Origin of the sequence: Rhodoferax aquaticus (assembly GCF_006974105.1) — a bacterium.
Lineage (GTDB): Bacteria > Pseudomonadota > Gammaproteobacteria > Burkholderiales > Burkholderiaceae_C > Allorhodoferax > Allorhodoferax aquaticus_A.
This window is the reverse complement of record NZ_CP036282.1, coordinates 3,863,008-3,882,430: the sequence shown is the minus strand read 5'-3', so window position 1 is coordinate 3,882,430 and position 19,423 is coordinate 3,863,008. Positions and strand designations below refer to the sequence as shown.

Genomic DNA, 19,423 nt, shown 5'->3' with positions numbered 1-19,423 from the left:
GGCAATTCATCAACATCAACGTGGCGAAGAACAAACGCCCGCAGTCGAAGTGGTCATTATGGCGGCCGGCAAAGGCACGCGCATGAAGAGCAAAAAACCCAAGGTATTGCACACCATTGCGGGGCGTCCCTTGCTGAAGCACGTGCTGGATACTGCCGCTGCGCTACTGGCCCAGAAAGTGGTGGTCATTACAGGGCATGGTGCTATGGAAGTGGAAGCGGCTTGCGCAACATCCACGGGCGCTGCAGCTGATTTTTCCCTGAATTTTGTGCGCCAAGAGCCACAGTTGGGAACGGGGCACGCCGTACAGCAGGCGGTGCCCGCTCTATCGGACGACAGCGTGGTGGTGGTCTTGTCGGGCGATGTGCCTTTGACCCAGGCCGATACCTTGTTCCATCTCATCAAGGCCAGCGGGGGCCATCAGCTTGCTCTCTTAACGCTGGAGCAAGCGGACCCCACGGGCTACGGCCGCATTGTGCGTGCCCAAGCTTCGGCAGACGCCGATGGCGCGGTGCAAGCCATTGTGGAACACAAAGACGCCACACCCGAGCAACGCCGCATTACCGAGATTTACAGCGGCATCATGGCCGTGCCCGCTGCGCAGCTCAAACGCTGGTTAGCCCGCTTGGACAACAAAAATGCCCAAGCCGAGTACTACCTGACCGATATCGTGAAGTTCGCCGTGGCCGATGGCGTGCCCGTGGTGGGCTACAAAATTACCGACGCGGTGCAAGTCGCTGGGGTCAATAGCCCGGTGCAACTGGCCGAGTTGGAGCGTGCCTACCAACTGCAACAAGCCCACCGCCTGATGGAAGAGGGCGTGCGCTTGGCAGACCCGGCCCGGCTGGATGTGCGTGGCGACCTGCTGTGCGCCCACGATGTAAGCATTGATGTGAACTGCGTGTTTGAAGGCCAAGTGAGCTTGGGTGAAGGCGTGTCCATTGGTGCCAACTGTGTAATTGCCAACGCGGTGATCGAGGCCGGTGCCGTTATTCACCCCTTTACCCATATCGATGGTGAAAAGCTGGGGGTGACCGTGGGCGCTGGCGCGCTGATTGGCCCCTTTGCCCGTCTGCGCCCCGGCGCGCGCTTAGGGGCCGAAGTGCACATCGGCAACTTTGTGGAAGTCAAAAATTCCACCTTGGCCAAGGGTGCCAAAGCCAACCATTTGGCCTACTTGGGCGATGCGACCGTGGGAGAGCGCGTTAACTTTGGTGCGGGTGCCATTACCGCCAACTACGACGGCTCTAACAAGCACCGCACCGTCATCGAAGCGGACGTGCATGTGGGCAGCAACAGCGTGCTCGTGGCGCCCCTCACCTTGGGTGCTGGCGGCACGGTGGGCGGGGGCTCTACGGTAACCAAAGACACCCCGGCAGGCGCCTTAACGGTGGCTCGCGGCAAGCAAGTCAGCATTGCTGACTGGGCCAGACCCCAAAAAATAGCACGCTAATGGCTACCCAAGTCAGTGCGCAAGTCGCCCAGCCCTTGGCGCTGGCAGATGTGCTGGCCGAAAACGCTGCGCTGCGCGCGCAGCTGGCTGCGGTCCGAGCCGACATGCATGAGTTCACCCACTGCGTCTCGCACGACTTGCGCGCCAACTTGCGCCACATTTTGGCCTACGCCACCGTGATTGAAGAGGATGCAGGGCCCACGCTGGCCCCTGAAGTGTTGGGGCATTTAGGCACCATCCACCACGCAGCCAAGCTCATGGGCCTGCAGATGGATGGTCTCAAAGAGTTTGCACGAATTGCCGCTGTCGTGCCCCAGCCTAGCGCAGTGTCTTTGGGCGACTTGGTGGCCGAGGTGCTTGCCCACATGCAAGCCAAATGCAGCGGCCGCTTGGTCACGTGGAGCTTGGCCAACACCTGGCCTACCCTGCACGCGGATTCGGCATTGGTGCGCCAAGTGCTCACCCACGTCGTGGGCAACGCCGTCAAGTTCACAGGGGCAACGCCAGCCGCGCACATCGACATAGGCTGGGAGCCATGTGCGGATGACGCCAGCCGCTGCACGGTCTGGGTGCAAGACAACGGCGCTGGCTTTAACTCCGCCCACAAGTCCAAGCTGTTCCACGTTTTTCAGCGTTTGCACAGCCAGCGTAGCTTTGAAGGGTTGGGCATGGGCTTGGCACTGACCCGGAAAATACTGGAGCGCCATGCCTGCACGGCGTGGGCTGAAGGTGCGGAGGGCGCAGGTTGTTGTGTGCGCTTTACCTTGCCCCTTGCAACTGCGTAGCTTTCCGATTGCGGGGCAGTATTCGCGGCTCAGGCCAGTGGCAACTCTGCTCCAAACTTGCTGCGTTTCACGCTGAAAAAAGCCTTCACATTGCGCACATTGGCGTCTTGCGTGAACAAGCGCTGCACCAAGGCTTGGTAGCCGGGCATGTTCTGCGTGTGCACTACCAGCACAAAGTCGGGCCCCGGTGACACGCGGTAGCACTGTTGCACCGCAGCGTCGCTAGCGACGCGGCTTTCAAATTGGTCCAGCGATTGGCTGTCTTGCCGGTCTAGGGTGATCTCCACAATGGCACTCAGGCCAAAGCCCAGCACCGCAGCCAGTTTCTCCGGGTTGAGTACGGCCACCTGGCGCTCAATAAGCCCTAAGTCGTGCAATCGTTTAACCCGGCGCAGGCAAGTCGGCGGCGAGGTGTGCACGCGCTGCGCCAAAGCGTGGTTGCTTAATCCCGCGTCCTTTTGCAGTTGGGCGAGAAGCTGCAAGTCGATGCTATCGAGTGAAATTTCTTCCATATTTGATTATTTTTTGAATTTAAATTTCTTAACTTTGAATTCATGAAATTTTCGTTCATAAAAAAGCGAATTTCAATCAACAATTTTTTGCATGCAGGGCTAGCATCCCACTATTCAACAACTTGGGAGTTTGTCTATGTGCGGAATCGTTGGTGCTATCTCTACCCGAAACATCGTTCCTGTCTTGGTGCAAGGCCTGCAGCGCTTGGAGTACCGCGGCTATGACTCATGCGGCGTCGCGGTGTACGCACAAGACGACAAGCCCGGTTTGCGCCGCGCACGCAGCACATCGCGCGTCGCCGAGTTGGCCGAGCAGGTGCAAGCCGGCGACGTGCATGGCACATTGGGCATTGCCCACACCCGCTGGGCCACCCACGGTGCGCCTGCGGTGCACAACGCGCACCCCCATTTCAGTCACGGCCCAGGCGCGGATGCCGCCAGCCGCCCAGGCCGCATTGCCTTGGTACACAACGGCATCATTGAAAACCATGACGAACTGCGTGCCACACTCAAAGCCCGTGGCTACCAGTTTGACAGCCAGACCGACACCGAAGTCATCGCCCACTTGGTCGATAGCCTGTATGACGGCGATCTGTTTGAAGCGGTAAAGGCCGCTTGTGCGCAGCTCCACGGTGCGTACGCCATCGCAGTGTTTTGCAAAGACGAACCCCACCGCATGATTGGCGCGCGTGCTGGCTCTCCACTGATCTTGGGTGTGGGCGCGGATGGCCAAGAGCACTTCTTGGCCAGTGACGCCATGGCCTTGGCCGGTGTGACTGACCAAATCGTGTACCTCGAAGAAGGCGACATGGTGGACGTGCAGCTGGGCAAATACTGGCTCATCGACAAACAACACGCCGCAGTGTCCCCCGCTCAACGTCCGGTCAAAACGGTGCATGCGCACAGCGGCGCTGCAGAGTTGGGCCCTTATCGGCACTACATGCAAAAGGAAATTTTTGAGCAGCCGCGCGCTATTGCCGACACCTTGGAAGGTGTGGAAGGCATTGTTCCCGAGCTGTTTGACCAGCAAGCCAACCATGCGCCTGGGGCCAACGCAGCGCGCGTGTTTGCACAGGTGGACTCCGTGCTCATCTTGGCCTGTGGCACCAGCTACTACAGTGGCTGTACCGCCAAATACTGGATCGAGAGCATTGCCAAAATTCCATGCCAGGTCGAAGTGGCCAGTGAATACCGCTACCGCGACTCCGTGCCCAACCCCAACACCCTGGTCGTCACCATCACCCAGTCCGGCGAAACGGCCGACACCTTGGCCGCCTTGCGCCATGCCCAGAGCTTGGGTATGAAACACACGCTGACCATTTGCAACGTGGCGACTAGCGCCATGGTGCGCGAATGCAGCCTGGCCTACGTGACCCGCGCAGGCGTAGAAATTGGCGTGGCCAGCACCAAGGCGTTTACCACCCAGTTGGCAGGCTTGTTCTTGCTCACATTGGCCTTGGCGCAAGCCAAAGGCCGCTTGAGCAGCGAAGACGAAGCACGCCACATCAAAGCCATGCGCCATTTGCCAGCCGCATTGCAGGCGGTGTTGGCGTTAGAGCCGCAGGTCATTGCTTGGGCTGAAGACTTTGCCAAGAAAGAAAATGCCCTTTTCTTAGGCCGTGGCTTGCACTACCCCATTGCCATGGAAGGCGCGCTCAAGCTCAAAGAAATCACCTACATCCACGCCGAAGCCTACGCCGCAGGCGAGCTCAAGCACGGCCCCTTGGCCTTGGTCACCAGCGAAATGCCCGTGGTCACCGTAGCACCGAACGACTCACTGTTGGAAAAGCTCAAGAGCAATCTGCACGAAGTGCGCGCCCGTGGCGGTGTGCTCTACGTGTTGGCCGACGCCGACACCCGCATCGACAGCGGCGAGGGCTTGCACGTGATCCGCATGCCTGAACACTATGGTGAGCTGTCCCCATTGCTGCACGTCGTGCCCTTGCAACTACTGGCGTACCACACTGCCTTGGCTCGCGGAACGGATGTCGACAAGCCCCGTAACTTGGCGAAATCGGTCACGGTGGAGTGAGGACAGAGGGGCGGGCAAATTACTATTCTGGGCAATTAAAGTCGTAAACCTGAGCTCAGGCTCTTGGCTCGCCATGGTTGCCCAAGTGCTCTGCACGATTTTTCCCTGCGCCCCCGTGGTGTTCCTGTAGTGCCAACCACCTGAGTTGACACTCCCGACGTGCTTGGGAGCTCACGTTGTCAAGTCACCTGCCGGGCGCTAGACTGGCCGCCATGTTTTCCAAGTTTTGGATATTCCTAGCATCGGTGTTGCTGGGCGTGATGTCGTCCTCAGCCACGGCGCGCGCAGTGAATGTGTGCATTTCAGACCGACCTGTGCCGCCCCACACCTACCCTGATCGCGAAGGCCCGTTGCAGTGGCTGATGCGCTCCGCCGCAAGTCAAAGTGGCCCCGGCGTAGTATTTTCCGTAGCGCCCTTTAAACGCTGCCTTTTGGGCTTGGAAAAGGCAGAGTACGACGCTGTACTGACTGTGTCCGGCGTGTCCGAGAACCAAACCATTTACGCCTTTCCTCGCCTGCCCAATGGGGAGTTAGACAGCAGCAAACAGAGTGCAACCGTGCGGCATGTGGTCATCCGGCGCAAGGATGACTACGTGCAATGGAATGGGCGCTCTTTTTCTAACCTTGCGCGCCCTGTGATGTACCAGGCAGGCGTCAGGATGCTGCAGGAAAAGCTCGAAACACTCCAAGTCGCTGTCGACGCCAGTTCGAACAACGAGACCCAAACCCTGCGCAAACTTTTGCTCCAGCGGGGCGATGCAGCCATCGTGCTATCCAGCATTGCCGATGTGCTCTTGCAAGACGATGAGTTCAAGGGCAAGTTAGATGTGTTGCCCGAACCCTTCGGTCAGTTCACGATCTACGTCGCGTTCAGCACGTTGTATTACAAAGAAAACAAATTGCTAGTCGAAGACCTCTGGAACCGTATGAAAAAGTTGCGCAACTCCGCTGAGTTCAAAAAGCTAATGGCCACCACTGCTCAGTAGAGGTTTGCCGTAGTTGCTACTGGCGGGCGGCTCAGCCCGCTGCCCCTTGATCTGGCGTGTGAACTGGCTGATCGCCCTCGTAGATGTTGCGCAACATGCTATAAAAAAGGAAGCTTGCTTCGCGCGCAGCTGCACTTTTGCACCATGCTACGCAACACTGACGAGATCAACAGCTACACCTTGGGCGCTACCGACGGTGAGGTGGGCTTTGTGTGCGACTTGTTTTTTGACGACCAAGAATAGGTCATTTGCTACCTTGTTGTGCAAACCGGCACTTGGCTGGCTAGCCGCAAACATCAGCGCGGCCAAGCCTTGGGTGAGCGCACTGCGCCGATGCAGGCTTGAAGGCGCGAACCGTTTTGGGCCACCAAGGCGCACAAGGCATTGTTAGGGACCTCTATGGCCCAGAAGCTACAGCCTCGCTGTGCCAAGTCGCCGTGCACACGTACCACGTCACGCTCGTAGCCAAAGTTGGCGAGGGGATTGACGTCGGCCAACTCGGCCTTCACCTGGGCCGCCATTTCCTCGGCGCTCAATTGCACCAGGGTGCACGGTGCAAAGCCTACGCTTAAGAGCTCTGCTTGCGCAGCCTCAAGGGACGTTTTTTGTGGTGAACGCGACCACTGCGCGCCCTCCAAAAAAGACACGATGGTTCGGTGCGTGGGGCAACACGGGTCCGTAAACATGCGTCTGAGAGCTTCTAGAGAGCAACTCCAATGCCGCGTAGCCAGACCCACAGCTTTCCCAATGGAGCGCAATATTGCTGCAGTTTGCAGTACCGGTGAGCGCAAACCTAGCGGCTGCGATGTCTATCACCACTGCCTGTGGACCTACCCCAGCTACGTCCCCAAGGTATGCACAAACTGTTCGTACATGGCGTCGACCGCGCGTGAGCGCTGTGATGCCTTGCTGCGCAACAGGGCAACGTTCATAGTGCCCAGTGCAGGCAGTTCAAATTCCTTGGGCAGGTTATGCAGCGGCTGCAAGCTGGCGGGCACACTGCAGCGCGTCAGCACGGCCACGGCAAGCCCGCTTTCCACAGCGGCCACTTGGCCAGTCAGGCTGGCGCTGTGGTAGACCACGCGGTAGGCACGCCGCTTGGCTGCCAGCGCCGCGATGGTTTCTGTTCTGGCCATGCTTCCTGATTCATAAACCGCAATGGGCAGGGGCGTTTTGCGCCACACCTCGAACTGAGGGGCGCCCACCCAAACCAGCGGCTCTTGAAACAGCAGCTTGCCACGCTGGGGCTTGTCCCGTGACACCAGTGCCAAGTCCAAATCGCCGCGCCCCACCTTGGGAATGAGTGAGGTGGACTGCTCACAGGTCAATTCAATCTCCACCCCATGGTGGCGGCTGGCAAAGCTGCGCAGCACCGGCGCCAGGTAGGTGGTGGCATAGTCGTCCGGCACACCCAGGCGTATGCGGCCTTCGAGTTGGATGCCGAACAGCGCGGCGTGGGTCTGGGCCTGCAACTCCAGCATCCTGCGCGCGTAGGACAGCAGTTCGGTGCCTGCTGCGGTGATCTCCATGTGGCGCGGGCCACGCACAAGCACGGGCTTGCCCAATGCGTTTTCCAGTTTTTTGATCTGCATGCTCACCGCCGATTGCGAGCGGTGCAGCATGGGTGCCGCAGCCGACAGAGAGCCTGCGTCCACAACGGCCACAAAGGCGCGCAACCAATCAATTTGAAAGTCCGGGTACTTCATAGCGACAACTTAAGTATTCGATAAACGCATGGTAGCTATTTGAACTATGCGCTTTACAGAAATCAAGAGATTCGTGAACATGGGCTTATGCAAACCCCAACCGCCACCACTATCGTTCTCCCCGCCACCATGCAAGCTGTGCGCGAGCGGCAAGGTCTATGGCTGATGGTGGCGGGTGGCGTTCTGCTAGGCAGCATCGGCGTATTCGTAGAAGAGGCCGGCCAGCACCCGCTGGTGACGGTTTGGTTTCGCTGCGCTTTCGGCGCGCTGGCGCTGCTGCTGTGGAGTGCGGCCACCGGCAAGATGCAAGACCTGCGCCTGGGTGGAGCGAGCCTGGCCGTGGCCTGTGCCACCGGATGTTTGATGCTTCTGAACTGGACCCTGTTTTTTGCTGCCATTTCACGCACCTCGATGGGGGTCGCCACGGTGGTGTTTCATATTCAGCCCATCTGGGTCATCCTCTTTAGCGCCATCTTCTTGCGCGAGCCGGTGTCCAAAGGCCAATGGCTGGCCACGCCGGTCGCCCTGTGCGGGCTTGCACTGACCACCGGCTTGTTGGATGACATGGCATCGGCCCGGTCTGCCAGCAGCGAGTACATGCTGGGCTTGTTGCTGTGCATGGGCGCTTCCTTGTGCTACGCCGCCGTCACCTTGCTGAGCAAGTCCAAACAAGCCATCAGCCCCTTCGCATTGTCGTTTTGGCAGTGTGGGGTGGGCGCGGTGGTGCTGGCGTGGGCACCGTTCTCCTTGGGATGGCCCCAGCAGCCCAGTGCCTGGCTGTGGCTTGCAGGGCTGGGCGTCATTCACACCGGCCTAGCCTACGTGATTCTGTTTGCGGGTATGGCACGGCTCACTTTCGGCAAGATAGCCGTGTTGCAATTTGTGTACCCTCTGGCCGCAGTGTTGTTTGACTGGGCCGTCTATGGCACCCGCTTGAGTGTGGTGCAACTCGTGGGCGTCGCACTGATGGGTGCTTCTGTGTGGACCATCAGAAAACCAAGCGGCAAGTCGTCGCTAAGCCGTTAAGCGCCATTGGACTGCACCTGTGTCATTTTGCGCACAGACGCCAGCGCTGTGTCCCCTTTGGCTCAAGAGGCCAGTAGTTGCTCGCAGGTTTGCCTTGCTGCCTCTAGGTCTAGGGCCTGCAAGTCCAGCTCTAACGCTTGCAGCAGATCGTTGGGCAAACCCTCTAGTTCATGGCGCACATCCGCGAAGCGTTGCAGTGCGTTCAAGTCATCTGCTTTCAGCAAAGCCAGCAACTCAAGCAAGGCGGGGCGTGGATCATGCGCGGCGGATGTATCTGTCGCCAACACGGACGTAGGGGCTGCATGTTCTGACAGAGCCGCTATGGCGGTGTGCATCAAGTCTCGGCTTGCCTGCACCAAGGAGAGCAGGGGGCTGAGTTGCGGTCGGCAGGCCCCGGTGCCTTCGGTGCGGCAGAGGGCCTCTAGCCTTTCCGCCTCGTGTGCCAAAGCAAGCGCCCCCAGAGAGCCTGCATTGCCCTTCAAGGTATGCAACAGCATGGTGGCTTTTTTCGCGTCTTCGGCGTCCAAAGCGACAGACAGGTCTTCGGCCACCGTCTCCAAGATGGCCGCGAAATCGCGCGCCGTTCGCACATACAGATGCCGCATGCCCGACATGCGTCCGATCGCCAGCGCAAGATCAAGCCCTTCAATGACGGGCAGAGGGGCGCTAGGCGGCGGGGGCAGCTGCGTTCCTGATGCAACGTCCTCAAACCCCGTCAGGCGTATTAACAGGGAGACCAGTTGTGCCATGTCGAAGGGCTTGCCAATATGTTCATTCATACCCGCAGCAAGGCAGGCTTCACGGTCCCCAGACATGGCGTTGGCGGTCATGGCCACAATGGGGAGCGCATTGAGTCCCAACTGCTCACGAATCAAGCGGGTGGCGCCATAGCCGTCAAGTACGGGCATTTGTACGTCCATGAGTACCAAGTCAAACTGCGGTGCTGCAGCACTGACGGCCTCTACGCCCAGCTGTCCGTTGGCTGCCAGGGAAACGATGGCCCCCTCGCCAGAGAGCAGCTCTTCAGCAATCTGCTGGTTAATGAGGTTGTCTTCTACGACCAGCACACGCATCCCTTGTAGCTGCCGCCCTCCAGGTCGGGCCCGGGTGACCTGGCGCATGGATGAGGATCCGTTGGCGCTGTCTGCAATCGCATCCAGCAGCATGGAGGCCGTCACCGGCTTGACCAAGAACCCACTCAGCATGGCTTGTTCGTCAGAGCTACGTTGCGCCAAGGTATCGCGCCCGTGGCCGGTCACCATGATGATGGTGGGCGGAGGCACGCCGCAGCGTTCGCTCAGTTGACGGAGTTGGCGCGCAGTGTCCCACCCATCCATCCCCGGCATTTGCCAGTCCACCAAGATGAGTGGGTAAGGAAACGCGTTGGGTGACGCATCCAAGGCCTTCTGCACGAGGTGCACGGCCGCATCGCCGCTAGACGCCACCTCAACCGGCCAACCCCAAGATTGCACGATGCTGTAGGTGATGCGCTGAGCCACGGGGTTGTCGTCAATGACCAAGGTACGCATGGGGGCCATGCTTTGCCGCGATGGCCGCGCCAGCGTGACAGGTATCTCCTGCGAAACAGGTAAGTCAATGCGAAAGCTAAAGGTACTGCCTTGCCCCACAACGCTGGAAAGCGTTAGCTCACCGCCCATCAGCCCCACGAGGCGTTTGCAAATGGCCAGCCCAAGGCCTGTGCCCCCGAAGCGCCGGGTTGTTGAAGCCTCCGCTTGTGAAAAGCCGCTGAATATATGTGCTTGGTTTTCGGGGGCAATGCCAATGCCCGAGTCCTGAATGGCAAACTCAAGCTGCACCGTGGAGTCGGTGGCAGACAGCTGGCGAATTGCCAGCACCACTTGCCCTTGCGATGTGAACTTGACGGCGTTGCCCCCAAGGTTGATCAGCACTTGCTGCAATCGCAGGGCGTCGCCGCTTACGACTTCTGGCAAATCTGGAGAAACATCGTAAAGAACCTCGATGTCTTTCGCGCCTACATTGGACGAGAGCACCACAGAGAGGTCGCGCAGCAATTGATCCAAGCGAAAGGGTTCGTGCTCTAACTCCATCTTGCCCGCCTCGACCTTGGAGAAATCCAAGATGTCGTTGAGCAAACCCAATAGCGACTTGGCAGCCCCTTCCGCCTTGCTGGCGTAATCAAGTTGACGAGACGTTAGCTCGGTCCCTTGGAGTAGGTGCAGCATGCCCAGTATGGCATTCATGGGGGTGCGTATCTCGTGGCTCATGTTGGCCAGAAACTGGCCTTTGCTGCGGCTCGCTTCTTCCGCGTGGTCGCGGGCAATCACCAAGTTTTCCATGGCTTTTTCACGCTCGCGCTCGGTTCTCCACAGCCGCCACAGCGCCCAGGCCATGAGGAGTAGCAAGGTCAACGCAATCACGGAGGAAACGAGTAGTTGCGAGTACCAAGTACGCAGAACCTCTTCTTGGCCAAGGGCAACATAGATGAAAAACGGAAAATCATTGAGCACCAAAAATGTGGTGTAGCGCGTCTTACCATCGAGTGGCGAAGTAAACAGCGAATGGCCCAGTTTTTCGCCTTGCACAATGCGGTCGAAGTTCGATGACTTGGTGATCTTGTGCACTTCTGCTGGAATCGGAGGCTGGCGAAGCAGCAGTTTGTTGTCGGTGGCACTGCGGATGGCGATCAAACCTTGCGGGCCAAGATCGATCGCTGCAATCGCTTTTTGCAGGTAGTCGAGATCAACGAGTACGGACGCTAGGCCTACAAAGGTGCCCTCAGCATTGCGTATTGCCCGTGCAAAAACGATGGTGGGTCGACCGTTTGATTTGGACACCACCACATCCGTCCACACCAAACCGGCGGATGGGTCAGCCTGCAAACGCTTGAAGTGCGAACGTTCGGCAACGTTAAAGCTTTTGAACGTTCCAGACGAATAGATGGTGTCACCCACAGCGTCCACTACGTAAAAGTCTGCAACTTCTGCGAAATTCACCTTCAACGAGTCTAAATAGCTCGCCCAGTCTTTGCGATAGCGGGGCGCGAGCTTGGCGTCCAACTCTTGAGGCGCAATGCGGCGCACCACGCCTTGCAAGTCTGCATCTAGGCGGCGCAAACTGGAGTCAAATTGACGCTCCAGCACCTTGGCTAAGTTGGTGCCATCGGCCGTGGCCTTTGCAACCGCTTGGTTATGCCCTTCACGCAAGAAATAGGTGAACAAAAGGGCGGTGCCGACCAACGCCAGCAGAAAGAGCCCCAGATATCCATAGACCCGACCGCCAGCCTTGGAGGCACGCTCTTGGAGAGCCATAGAGTCCGTATGCGCTGGGGCGGGCATGTGCACCTCTCGGTCAGGAAATGGGAAGTCCATGTTACAAGAGCTTGTGCAAAAGGTGTAGCTTTTGTGCCTGTGGGATTCACCGGCGCTTTTAATGCATTCCTTATCTGTGAGCAAGGGTTTCTCTGCAGACGGGGCGGACGTAAGGCCTGCAATACTCACGGCTTCATTGCAGATGTTTGACGCTGGGTCATCTGGCAGCCCTTGGCTGCGGACCCATGGTACCCCACGAGTCTGCACGTTGTTAACAGCGCAAGGAGAATGGTGTTGAATGTGAAAAAAGTGGTGCTCGGCACCTTGGTTCTTGTGGGCGTTGCCGCTGTTGGCGGCTGGTTGAGCTTGGACAAAGAAACACGCGGTTTGTTGGCCACCGTGCCGACCAACCGCGATTTGTTGTTTTGGACCCAGCCGCAGCGCGATGCGGCGTTTCGCGCCTTGGACCGCCTACCTATCTTGGCCAAGGTGCATGTGGTGCCCGCAAGCGGCAACCCTTCACCTTTGCCTGCAGGGGCACCGTTGAAACTACCTACCGATGTGGATGCCTACATGGCGGGCCAGCGCATGGCTGCACTGCTGGTGGTGCACGATGGCAAGCTGCGCATGGAGCGCTACGGTCTGGGCTTTGACGGCGATGGCCGTTGGACCAGCTTCTCGGTGGCCAAGTCATTTACGTCCACCTTGGTTGGGGCCGCGGTGAAAGATGGGTACATCAAAAGCTTGGACGACAAGGTAAGCCTCTACATCCCTGACCTCAAGGGCTCTGCCTATGACGACGTGAGCGTGCGCCAACTGCTCACCATGACCTCTGGCGTCAAGTGGAACGAAGACTACGCCGATCCCAACTCCGACGTCGCCAAGTTCAACAACCACAAACCCACCGATGGCGTGGACGCATTGGTGAGCTATATGCGGACCCTGCCGCGCGACGTGCCTGCAGGCACACGCTGGCTTTACAGCACGGGTGAAACCAACTTGGTGGGCACCTTGGTGCAGCAAGCCACCAAAAAGCCTTTGGCCACTTACCTCGCTGAAAAAGTGTGGGGCCCCGCGGGCATGGAGCAGCAGGCCACCTGGATCTTGAGCAAAACTGGCCAAGAGATTGGTGGCTGCTGCGTGCAAGCCGCCCCGCGTGATTACGCCCGCATGGGCCAGTTCATCTTGAATGGTGGCATGGTCAATGGCAAAAGCATCGTGCCCGATGGCTGGTGGGCGGAGGCCACTACCAAGCGCACCGACATTGGTGAACCGGGCCGTGGCTATGGGTACCAATGGTGGACTTTTGATGACGGCAGCTACTCCGCCCGGGGTATTTTTGGGCAAGGCATTTTTATTGACCCCAAACGCAAGCTCGTCATCGTGTCCAACGCCAATTGGGCTGGCGGCGCCAGAGACAAGGTCGCTATCGTAGCACGCGATGCGTTCTACCGCGATGTTCAGAAGGCGGTTGACGATGAGGGCGCTGCGCCTGCGAAGTGAAGGCGTACAACGCATGCACCCTGTTGGACGGGGCCCAACTACAACAAGGCCTTGGCGGCCTCAATACGCAAGCGCAAGTCCACGGTGGTGTCCTGCATCACGCCCCATAGAAAGCGCCTCGCTTCTTGGGCGTGCGTGTCATAGTGCGTGATCGCGGCTTCGGTGGGCGGCGTGGCTGAGGCGCTAAGTGCCGATAGTGCAGCTTGAGGTGGGGCCGATGGAACAGCGCCCTGCAGCGAGTCGCAAGCCGTTTGAAAAACAGCCGCCGGAATGCTGCGCAAGCGGCTGAGCACTTGGGCTTGCGCATCGGGCGTAGGTGTCATGTCCAGCCAGGGCTCGTCGGCCAGCACGGGTGCCAAGTCGGGGGTCACAAAGGCTGACCAATTGCCGGTGTCGCTTTGTACGGCAGGCACCTGGTCCGCATGGGTCCAAAGCAGCTCACCTGAGCTGGCTGGCATGGGCCAGCAGCGGACGCGCTCGGGCTTGACCTCGGGCAAGTAGCGCATGCGCAAGGCCTGCATAAAACGGTGTGCCTGCTCCGCGCTCACCGCCTCTGCCAGCGAGAACCAGAGCTGGTAGCTGTCTCTGCCCGATACCGCAATGGCGGGTGCGGGCAGTTCCAGATCCGTTTGCACGCCACGCCATACGGTGGACATCAGCGACCAGTCTGCGGGACGGCCCAGGGCAAGCACCATGGTTCGCACCAAGCCGCGCTCCGACACCAAGGCGAAGTTGGGCTGTGCAGTGGTGGGCTCAGGGGCGTAGAGGCGGGCGAGTTCAGTGGCGAGTGGGTGCATGGTGCATTGGCGGGTGCTTGGCTACTCTTTGGTCTTGCGAAACGCAATCCAAGCGGCAATGGCGGTAAAGGTCACGATGATGGCGATCACAATCCAAAACCCGTGCGGGTGTTCGTTAAATGGGACGCCACCCACGTTCATGCCCAAGAGGCCCGCAATGATGTTGATGGGCAGCGCTAACACGGTCACGATGGTCAGCACAAACAGGCTGCGGTTATTGGCCTCGGCCACGCGTCCGGCAATCTCTTCTTGCAGCAGCTTGATGCGCTCTTGCAGGGCGGCCATGTCGCTCAAGGCTACGTTGAACTCTTCGGTAGATTGGCGCAGGTCTTCCAGGTCTTCTTCTTGTATCCACGCCGGGGGCTTGCGCAGCAGGCGAAACAGGGCAGCAGGCTCGGGTGCCAGCAGTCGCTGCAGGCGCACCAGCAAACGGCGCAGCGAGCCGAGGTCGGCCCGCTTGGTCTCTAGCCGGCCGGCCAACAGCTTGTCTTCAATGCCATCCACACGGGCTGTGGTGCCGCGCACAATGTCCACCAGCACATCGCCTTGGTCATGCATCAGGTGCACCAAGAGTGCCACCGAGGAGCGCACGGTAGCGCCTTTGCGCACAGCGTCACGCAGCCGGTCAATAGAGCGCAGCGGTTGCAGCCGCGCGCTGACCACCAAGTTCCGGCCCACCGACAGCCACAATGTGGAGATGTCAGAGGGCTCAAACGCAAAGTCGTAGTGCACATCGTTCACCACGGCCACCAGGGTGTCGTCGTCCAGCTCCACGCGGGTAGAGCGTGAGCCGTCTTTGAGCGACTCATGAAACACGCCAGAGAGCTGCAGGTTCTCGCGCAGCCACTTCTCGGTAGACGCGTGGGCCATATTGAAGTGCAGCCACACAAAGCCGCCTTGGCTGGCGACTTGCTCCGAGTTCAGCCAGCGCAGGGCGGCTGCCGCGTCAAGCGCCACCGCATGCCCGTCGGGGTTGAACTGAAACCCGTAAATCAGGCCGGAGGTGTCTGCGCCGTAGGTGGGGTTAGGGGTGTTGTTGGCCATGCTGGTTGGGTGGAGGGAGCTCCAAGTGTAAGCAGCCCGGCGGTAGGGGGCTTCAAGCCGCCATTGTGCGTTGGAATTGTGAAGCCGTGGCAACGCGTACCACGGCCCTATGCCTTGACGCACGGACGCTAGCTCTGCGGAGAGCTTGGCGCAGTTTTTGTGGAAAAATGGCCTACGCGCCCGTGGTTAAAGCGCAAGCAGCTACAAAAACAGGAGTAACCGCTTGTCGGCTAGCGCTGCGCCGTTTGGTAAGCCGGGTGCACAAAGAAAGGGGCGTCAGAGCGTGGCAGGCTGGGGCGGCCGAGAATGATGTCCGCCATTTTCTCGGCCAGCATGATGGTGGGCGCATTGAGGTTGCCGCTCACCACATCGGGCATGATGGACGCATCCACCACCCGCAGGTTGCTCACGCCATGCACGCGTCCGCTGCCGTCGGTCACCGCCATGTCATCGGTGCCCATGCGGCAGGTGCAGGAGGGGTGCAAGGCGCTCTCAGCGTGCTCACGGATGTGGGCGTCAATCTCGTCATCGGTTTGCACCTTGGCGGTAGGCGAAACAGCCTCGCCACGGAATCGGTCAAACGCGGCCTGTTCAAAAATCTCCCGGGTCAGGCGCACGCCCGCGCGCATCTCTTTGCGGTCTTGCTCGGTGCCCATGTAGTTGAACAAGATGCGTGGCGCGTCCTTGGGGTTGGCGCTCTTGAGTTTGACAAAGCCTTTGCTGGTGGGGCGCATAGGCCCCACGTGGGCCTGAAAGCCGTGAAAGCTGGCCGGTGCACTGCCGTCGTAGCTGATGGCCATGGGCAAAAAGTGGTACTGCAGGTCGGGGTGCTTGACACCGGCATCGCTGCGAATGAATCCACCCGACTCAAAGTGGTTGGTCGCACCCAGGCCCGTGCCCTTGAGCATCCACTCCACGCCGATCTTGAGCTTGGCCCAAGGGTTCATGGCGCTGTACAAGGTGATGGGCTCTTTGCAGGCGTACTGCACATAGGTTTCCAAATGGTCTTGCAGGTTTTCACCCACACCCGGCAAGGCCGCCACCACGGGCAGGCCCAGGCTGCGCAACTCGTCAGGGTTGCCAATGCCGGAGAGCTGCAAAATTTGCGGCGAGTTGATAGCGCCACCACACAAGATCACCTCGCGGTTGGCACGCAGCACGTCCAGCGTGCTGCCGTTCACCACTTCCACGCCCACCGCCTTGGGGGCTTTGTTGCTGGACTCGGTGACCACGCGTGTGACCAAGGCACGGGTGCGCACATGCAAGTTGGGGCGCTGCATAGCGGGGCGCAGGTAGGCCATGGCCGTGCTCCAGCGCCTGCCCTTGTGCACCGTCATGTCCATGGGGCCCAGACCTTCCTGGCGGAAGCCGTTCATGTCTTCGGTGTAGGCATAGCCCGCTTGTTGTCCGGCTTGGATGAAGGCTGTGTAGAGCGGGTTTTTGCAGGCGCCGGTGGATACGTGCAGCGGGCCGTCGTTGCCTCGGTAAGCGTCGCCCCCTTTTGCGCGGGTTTCGGCTTTGCGAAAGTAGGGCAGGCAGTCGGCGTAAGACCAGTGCTCTAGCCCGGCGTGGCTGGCCCAGCCGTCATAGTCCAGTGCATGGCCGCGGATGTACACCATGCCGTTGATGGATGACGAGCCACCCAGCACCCGGCCACGCGGGCAGTACATGGCGCGCTGGTTCATAAACGGCTCGGGCTCTGAGTGGTAGAACCAGTTGAACTTGTCGTTGGCCAGCGGGTAGGCAAATGCCGAGGGCATGTGGATGAAAATGCTGCGGTCACCCGGGCCTGCTTCCAGGACCAAGACCGTGACATTGGGGTCTTCGGTCAGGCGGTTGGCCAGCACGCAGCCCGCCGAGCCGGCGCCTACGATGATGTAGTCAAAGTTTTCAGTTGCCATAGCGTTTTAGCGGTAGCCGCAGGCCACTTGGCCCAGTTCCACATAGACAGTTTTGAGTTGGGTGTAGTGCTCCATGGCCACCATGCTGTTTTCGTGGCCAATGCCCGATTCGCCAGCGCCGCCAAAGGGCATTTCAATGGGCGTGATGTTGTAGTTGTTGATCCAGCAAATACCGGCCTTAAACGCCGCCGCCATGCGGTGGCCGCGCGCGCTGTCGCGGGTGAATACGCCAGCGGCCAAGCCAAAGCGGGTGTTGTTGGCGCGGGTAATGACTTCGGCTTCGTCGTCAAACACCAAGACCGACATGACGGGCCCAAAGATTTCTTCTTGCACGATGCGCATGCCATCAGTGCAGTTGCTAAAAATGGTGGGCGCTACAAAGTTGCCTTGTTCAAAACCAGGCACTTGTGCTGCCGTGCCGCCGCACAGCAAGGTGGCGCCTTCCGCCAGACCAATTTGGATGTAGCCCAGCACTTTTTCTTTGTGCGCGCTAGAGATGAGGGCGCCCACTTCAGTCACAGGGTCCATGGGGTCGCCAATGCGCAACAGCTTGGTGCGCTCGGTAAGCCGTGCCAAGAACTGGTCGATGACACCGCGCTGCACAAACACGCGGGTGCCATTGGTGCAGATCTCGCCCTGGGTGTAGAAGTTGGCCATCATGGAGGCCGTGACCGCTTGCTCCAGGTCGGCGTCGTCAAAAATCACCAAGGGGGACTTGCCGCCCAGCTCCATGGTCACCCGCTTGAGTGTGTTGGCGGCGCTGGCCATGACGCGCTTACCGGTCGGCACCGAACCCGTGACCGACACTTTGGCCACATCGGGGTGGGCCGCCAAAAGCGCGCCCGTAGAACCACGCCCTTGCAAGACCTGAAACACGCCCGGTGGCACGCCAGCTTCCAGATACACCTCGGCCAGTTTTACGGCGGTCATGGGAGTGAGTTCAGACGGCTTGAAGATCATGGCATTACCGGCTGCCAGCGCGGGGGCGGACTTCCAGCAGGCAATCTGGATGGGGTAGTTCCACGCACCAATGCCAACGCAAATGCCCAGCGGTTCGCGGCGGGTGTAGGCGAATGCGTTCTTCAAGGGATACTGCGCCCCGGCCAAGGTGGCGGCAGCGCCTGCAAAGTACTCAATGCAGTCCGCGCCGCTGGCGACGTCTACCACCTGGGCTTCTTGCCAGGGTTTGCCGGTGTCTTGGACCTCTAGCGCAGCGAGTTCGTCATTGCGTTGGCGCAGCAGCTGCACCGCACGTTGCAAGATGCGGCCGCGCTCGGTGCCCGTCATGGCGGACCAGAGTGCAAAGCCGCTCTGTGCGGCCGCAATGGCGTCTTGTACATCGGCCTCAATGCAGTCGTGCACACCACCGATGACGGCGCCAGTGGCGGGGTTGACGGTGTCAAAGCGTGCGCCGCGCCCATGGACTGCGCGGCCGTTGATGAAGCTGGGGATGAGTGTGTCGGTCATAGAAGATATTTTGCAGTCAAAGCTCAGCGCAGCACCACCGTTTTCATGCCATTGATGAAGACACGGCGCTCCAGCACAAAACGCAAAGCACGGGAGAGCACCAAGCTCTCGACCAAGCGCCCCGCTTGGGACAGGTGCTGCGGCGTGTCCGCATGGTCTACGCGCTCGACGGACTGTTCAATGATGGGGCCTTCGTCCAAATCGGTGGTGGCAAAGTGGGCGGTTGCGCCTATGAGCTTGACGCCACGGTCAAAGGCTTGCTGGTAGGGGCGGCCCCCTTTGAAACCGGGCAAGAACGAATGGTGGATGTTGATGACCCGGCCATGCAAGCGCTGGCACAGGTCTTCGCTCAGCACTTGCATATAGCGCGCCAGCACTACAAATTCTGCGCCCGTGTCGGCAATCAGGCGCTCCAGCTTGGCTTCTTGTGCGGGCTTGGTGTCTGCGGTGATGGGGAGGTGGTGGTAGGGCAAGCCTTCGGCGTGGGCAATGTTGGCCAAGTCGGGGTGGTTGGACACAATACCCACAATGTTCATCTTGAGCTCACCACGGCGCCACTGGGCAATCAGCTCGCGCAGGCAGTGGTCAAACTTGGACACCATGATGAGCACCTTGGTGGGCTCCGCCAGGTCATGCACCTGCCACTGCGCGGCGGGAAAGGTGTGGGCCAGTGCGCCAAACGCGTGCCGCAGTTCTTGCACCTCGGTGCGCAGGCTGAACACGCCGCGCACGTAAAAGCGCTCGGTGGTGTGGTCATCAAACACTGAAAATTGCTCAATGTAGGCGCCATGTGCGTCCAGCAGTTGGGAGACCGCTGCAACCTGCCCGCGCGCGCTGCCGCAGGCCAGGTTCAGGCAGTAATGGGTGGCGGTGTCTGTGGTCATGGGCGAAAGGCGGAAGAAGTCGGTACGGAGATCAGGA

The 19,423-nt window shown here is 59.7% G+C and carries 15 protein-coding genes; 6 read left to right on the top strand and 9 right to left on the bottom strand.

From position 1 onward, the window contains the following. Positions 1-82: 82 nt before the first annotated feature. Together glmU and EXZ61_RS17865 are read left to right on the top strand one after the other, a co-directional pair. Positions 83-1,453: a bifunctional UDP-N-acetylglucosamine diphosphorylase/glucosamine-1-phosphate N-acetyltransferase GlmU gene (gene glmU, locus EXZ61_RS17870; RefSeq protein ID WP_237218998.1), complete on the top strand. Its 1,371-nt coding sequence runs from the start codon at positions 83-85 to the stop codon at positions 1,451-1,453. After that, positions 1,453-2,238 (top strand): sensor histidine kinase, encoded by a 786-nt coding sequence (locus EXZ61_RS17865; protein ID WP_142813043.1) that lies wholly within the window; start codon positions 1,453-1,455, stop codon positions 2,236-2,238. The genes glmU and EXZ61_RS17865 overlap by 1 nt, the downstream gene beginning before the upstream one ends. Before the next feature lie 29 nt (positions 2,239-2,267). Here EXZ61_RS17865 and EXZ61_RS17860 read toward each other — a convergent pair whose 3' ends face one another. Further along, a complete protein-coding gene (locus EXZ61_RS17860; RefSeq protein WP_142813042.1) occupies positions 2,268-2,750 on the bottom strand; it encodes an Lrp/AsnC family transcriptional regulator in 483 nt (160 codons plus the stop codon). A 136-nt stretch (positions 2,751-2,886) separates the two neighbouring features. Here EXZ61_RS17860 and glmS point away from each other — a divergent pair, with 136 nt between their 5' ends. Both glmS and EXZ61_RS17850 read left to right on the top strand, forming a co-directional pair. Then, a complete protein-coding gene (gene glmS / locus EXZ61_RS17855) occupies positions 2,887-4,782 on the top strand; it encodes a glutamine--fructose-6-phosphate transaminase (isomerizing) (protein ID WP_142813041.1) in 1,896 nt (631 codons plus the stop codon). A gap of 212 nt (positions 4,783-4,994) precedes the next feature. Next, on the top strand, positions 4,995-5,768 hold the full coding sequence (locus EXZ61_RS17850) for a hypothetical protein (RefSeq protein WP_142813040.1): 774 nt from the start codon (positions 4,995-4,997) through the stop codon (positions 5,766-5,768). A gap of 296 nt (positions 5,769-6,064) precedes the next feature. Here the strand turns inward: EXZ61_RS17850 and EXZ61_RS17845 are convergent, their stop codons facing one another. Both EXZ61_RS17845 and EXZ61_RS17840 read right to left on the bottom strand, forming a co-directional pair. Beyond that, positions 6,065-6,415 (bottom strand): hypothetical protein, encoded by a 351-nt coding sequence (locus tag EXZ61_RS17845; RefSeq protein WP_142813039.1) that lies wholly within the window; start codon positions 6,413-6,415, stop codon positions 6,065-6,067. A 192-nt stretch (positions 6,416-6,607) separates the two neighbouring features. Then, positions 6,608-7,474 carry a LysR family transcriptional regulator gene (locus EXZ61_RS17840; protein WP_142813038.1) on the bottom strand — a complete coding sequence of 289 codons (867 nt, stop codon included), beginning with the start codon at positions 7,472-7,474 and terminating at the stop codon, positions 6,608-6,610. 87 nt (positions 7,475-7,561) lie between these two features. Between EXZ61_RS17840 and EXZ61_RS17835 the strand changes: the two genes are divergently transcribed. After that, positions 7,562-8,500, top strand: coding sequence for a DMT family transporter (locus EXZ61_RS17835; RefSeq protein WP_142813037.1), 939 nt, complete (start codon positions 7,562-7,564; stop codon positions 8,498-8,500). A gap of 62 nt (positions 8,501-8,562) precedes the next feature. Here the strand turns inward: EXZ61_RS17835 and EXZ61_RS17830 are convergent, their stop codons facing one another. Next, positions 8,563-11,850 (bottom strand): hybrid sensor histidine kinase/response regulator, encoded by a 3,288-nt coding sequence (locus EXZ61_RS17830; RefSeq protein WP_142813036.1) that lies wholly within the window; start codon positions 11,848-11,850, stop codon positions 8,563-8,565. Between the two features lie 240 nt (positions 11,851-12,090). Between EXZ61_RS17830 and EXZ61_RS17825 the strand changes: the two genes are divergently transcribed. Beyond that, on the top strand, positions 12,091-13,293 hold the full coding sequence (locus EXZ61_RS17825) for a serine hydrolase domain-containing protein (RefSeq protein WP_425353631.1): 1,203 nt from the start codon (positions 12,091-12,093) through the stop codon (positions 13,291-13,293). A 38-nt stretch (positions 13,294-13,331) separates the two neighbouring features. On the opposite strand, the gene EXZ61_RS17820 is transcribed toward EXZ61_RS17825, so the two are convergent. The 5 genes from EXZ61_RS17820 to purU form a co-directional block, all read right to left on the bottom strand. After that, the gene (locus EXZ61_RS17820) at positions 13,332-14,090 is read right to left on the bottom strand and encodes a hypothetical protein (RefSeq protein WP_142813034.1); all 759 of its coding nucleotides are present in this window, start codon (positions 14,088-14,090) and stop codon (positions 13,332-13,334) included. A gap of 21 nt (positions 14,091-14,111) precedes the next feature. After that, positions 14,112-15,134, bottom strand: coding sequence for a transporter (locus tag EXZ61_RS17815; protein ID WP_142813033.1), 1,023 nt, complete (start codon positions 15,132-15,134; stop codon positions 14,112-14,114). 230 nt (positions 15,135-15,364) lie between these two features. Then, a complete protein-coding gene (betA, locus tag EXZ61_RS17810) occupies positions 15,365-17,035 on the bottom strand; it encodes a choline dehydrogenase (protein ID WP_142813032.1) in 1,671 nt (556 codons plus the stop codon). Between the two features lie 6 nt (positions 17,036-17,041). Next, positions 17,042-18,502 carry a betaine-aldehyde dehydrogenase gene (gene betB / locus EXZ61_RS17805; RefSeq protein ID WP_142813031.1) on the bottom strand — a complete coding sequence of 487 codons (1,461 nt, stop codon included), beginning with the start codon at positions 18,500-18,502 and terminating at the stop codon, positions 17,042-17,044. A 23-nt stretch (positions 18,503-18,525) separates the two neighbouring features. Continuing rightward, positions 18,526-19,386 carry a formyltetrahydrofolate deformylase gene (gene purU, locus EXZ61_RS17800; RefSeq protein ID WP_142813030.1) on the bottom strand — a complete coding sequence of 287 codons (861 nt, stop codon included), beginning with the start codon at positions 19,384-19,386 and terminating at the stop codon, positions 18,526-18,528. Between the last annotated feature and the right edge of the window lie 37 nt (positions 19,387-19,423).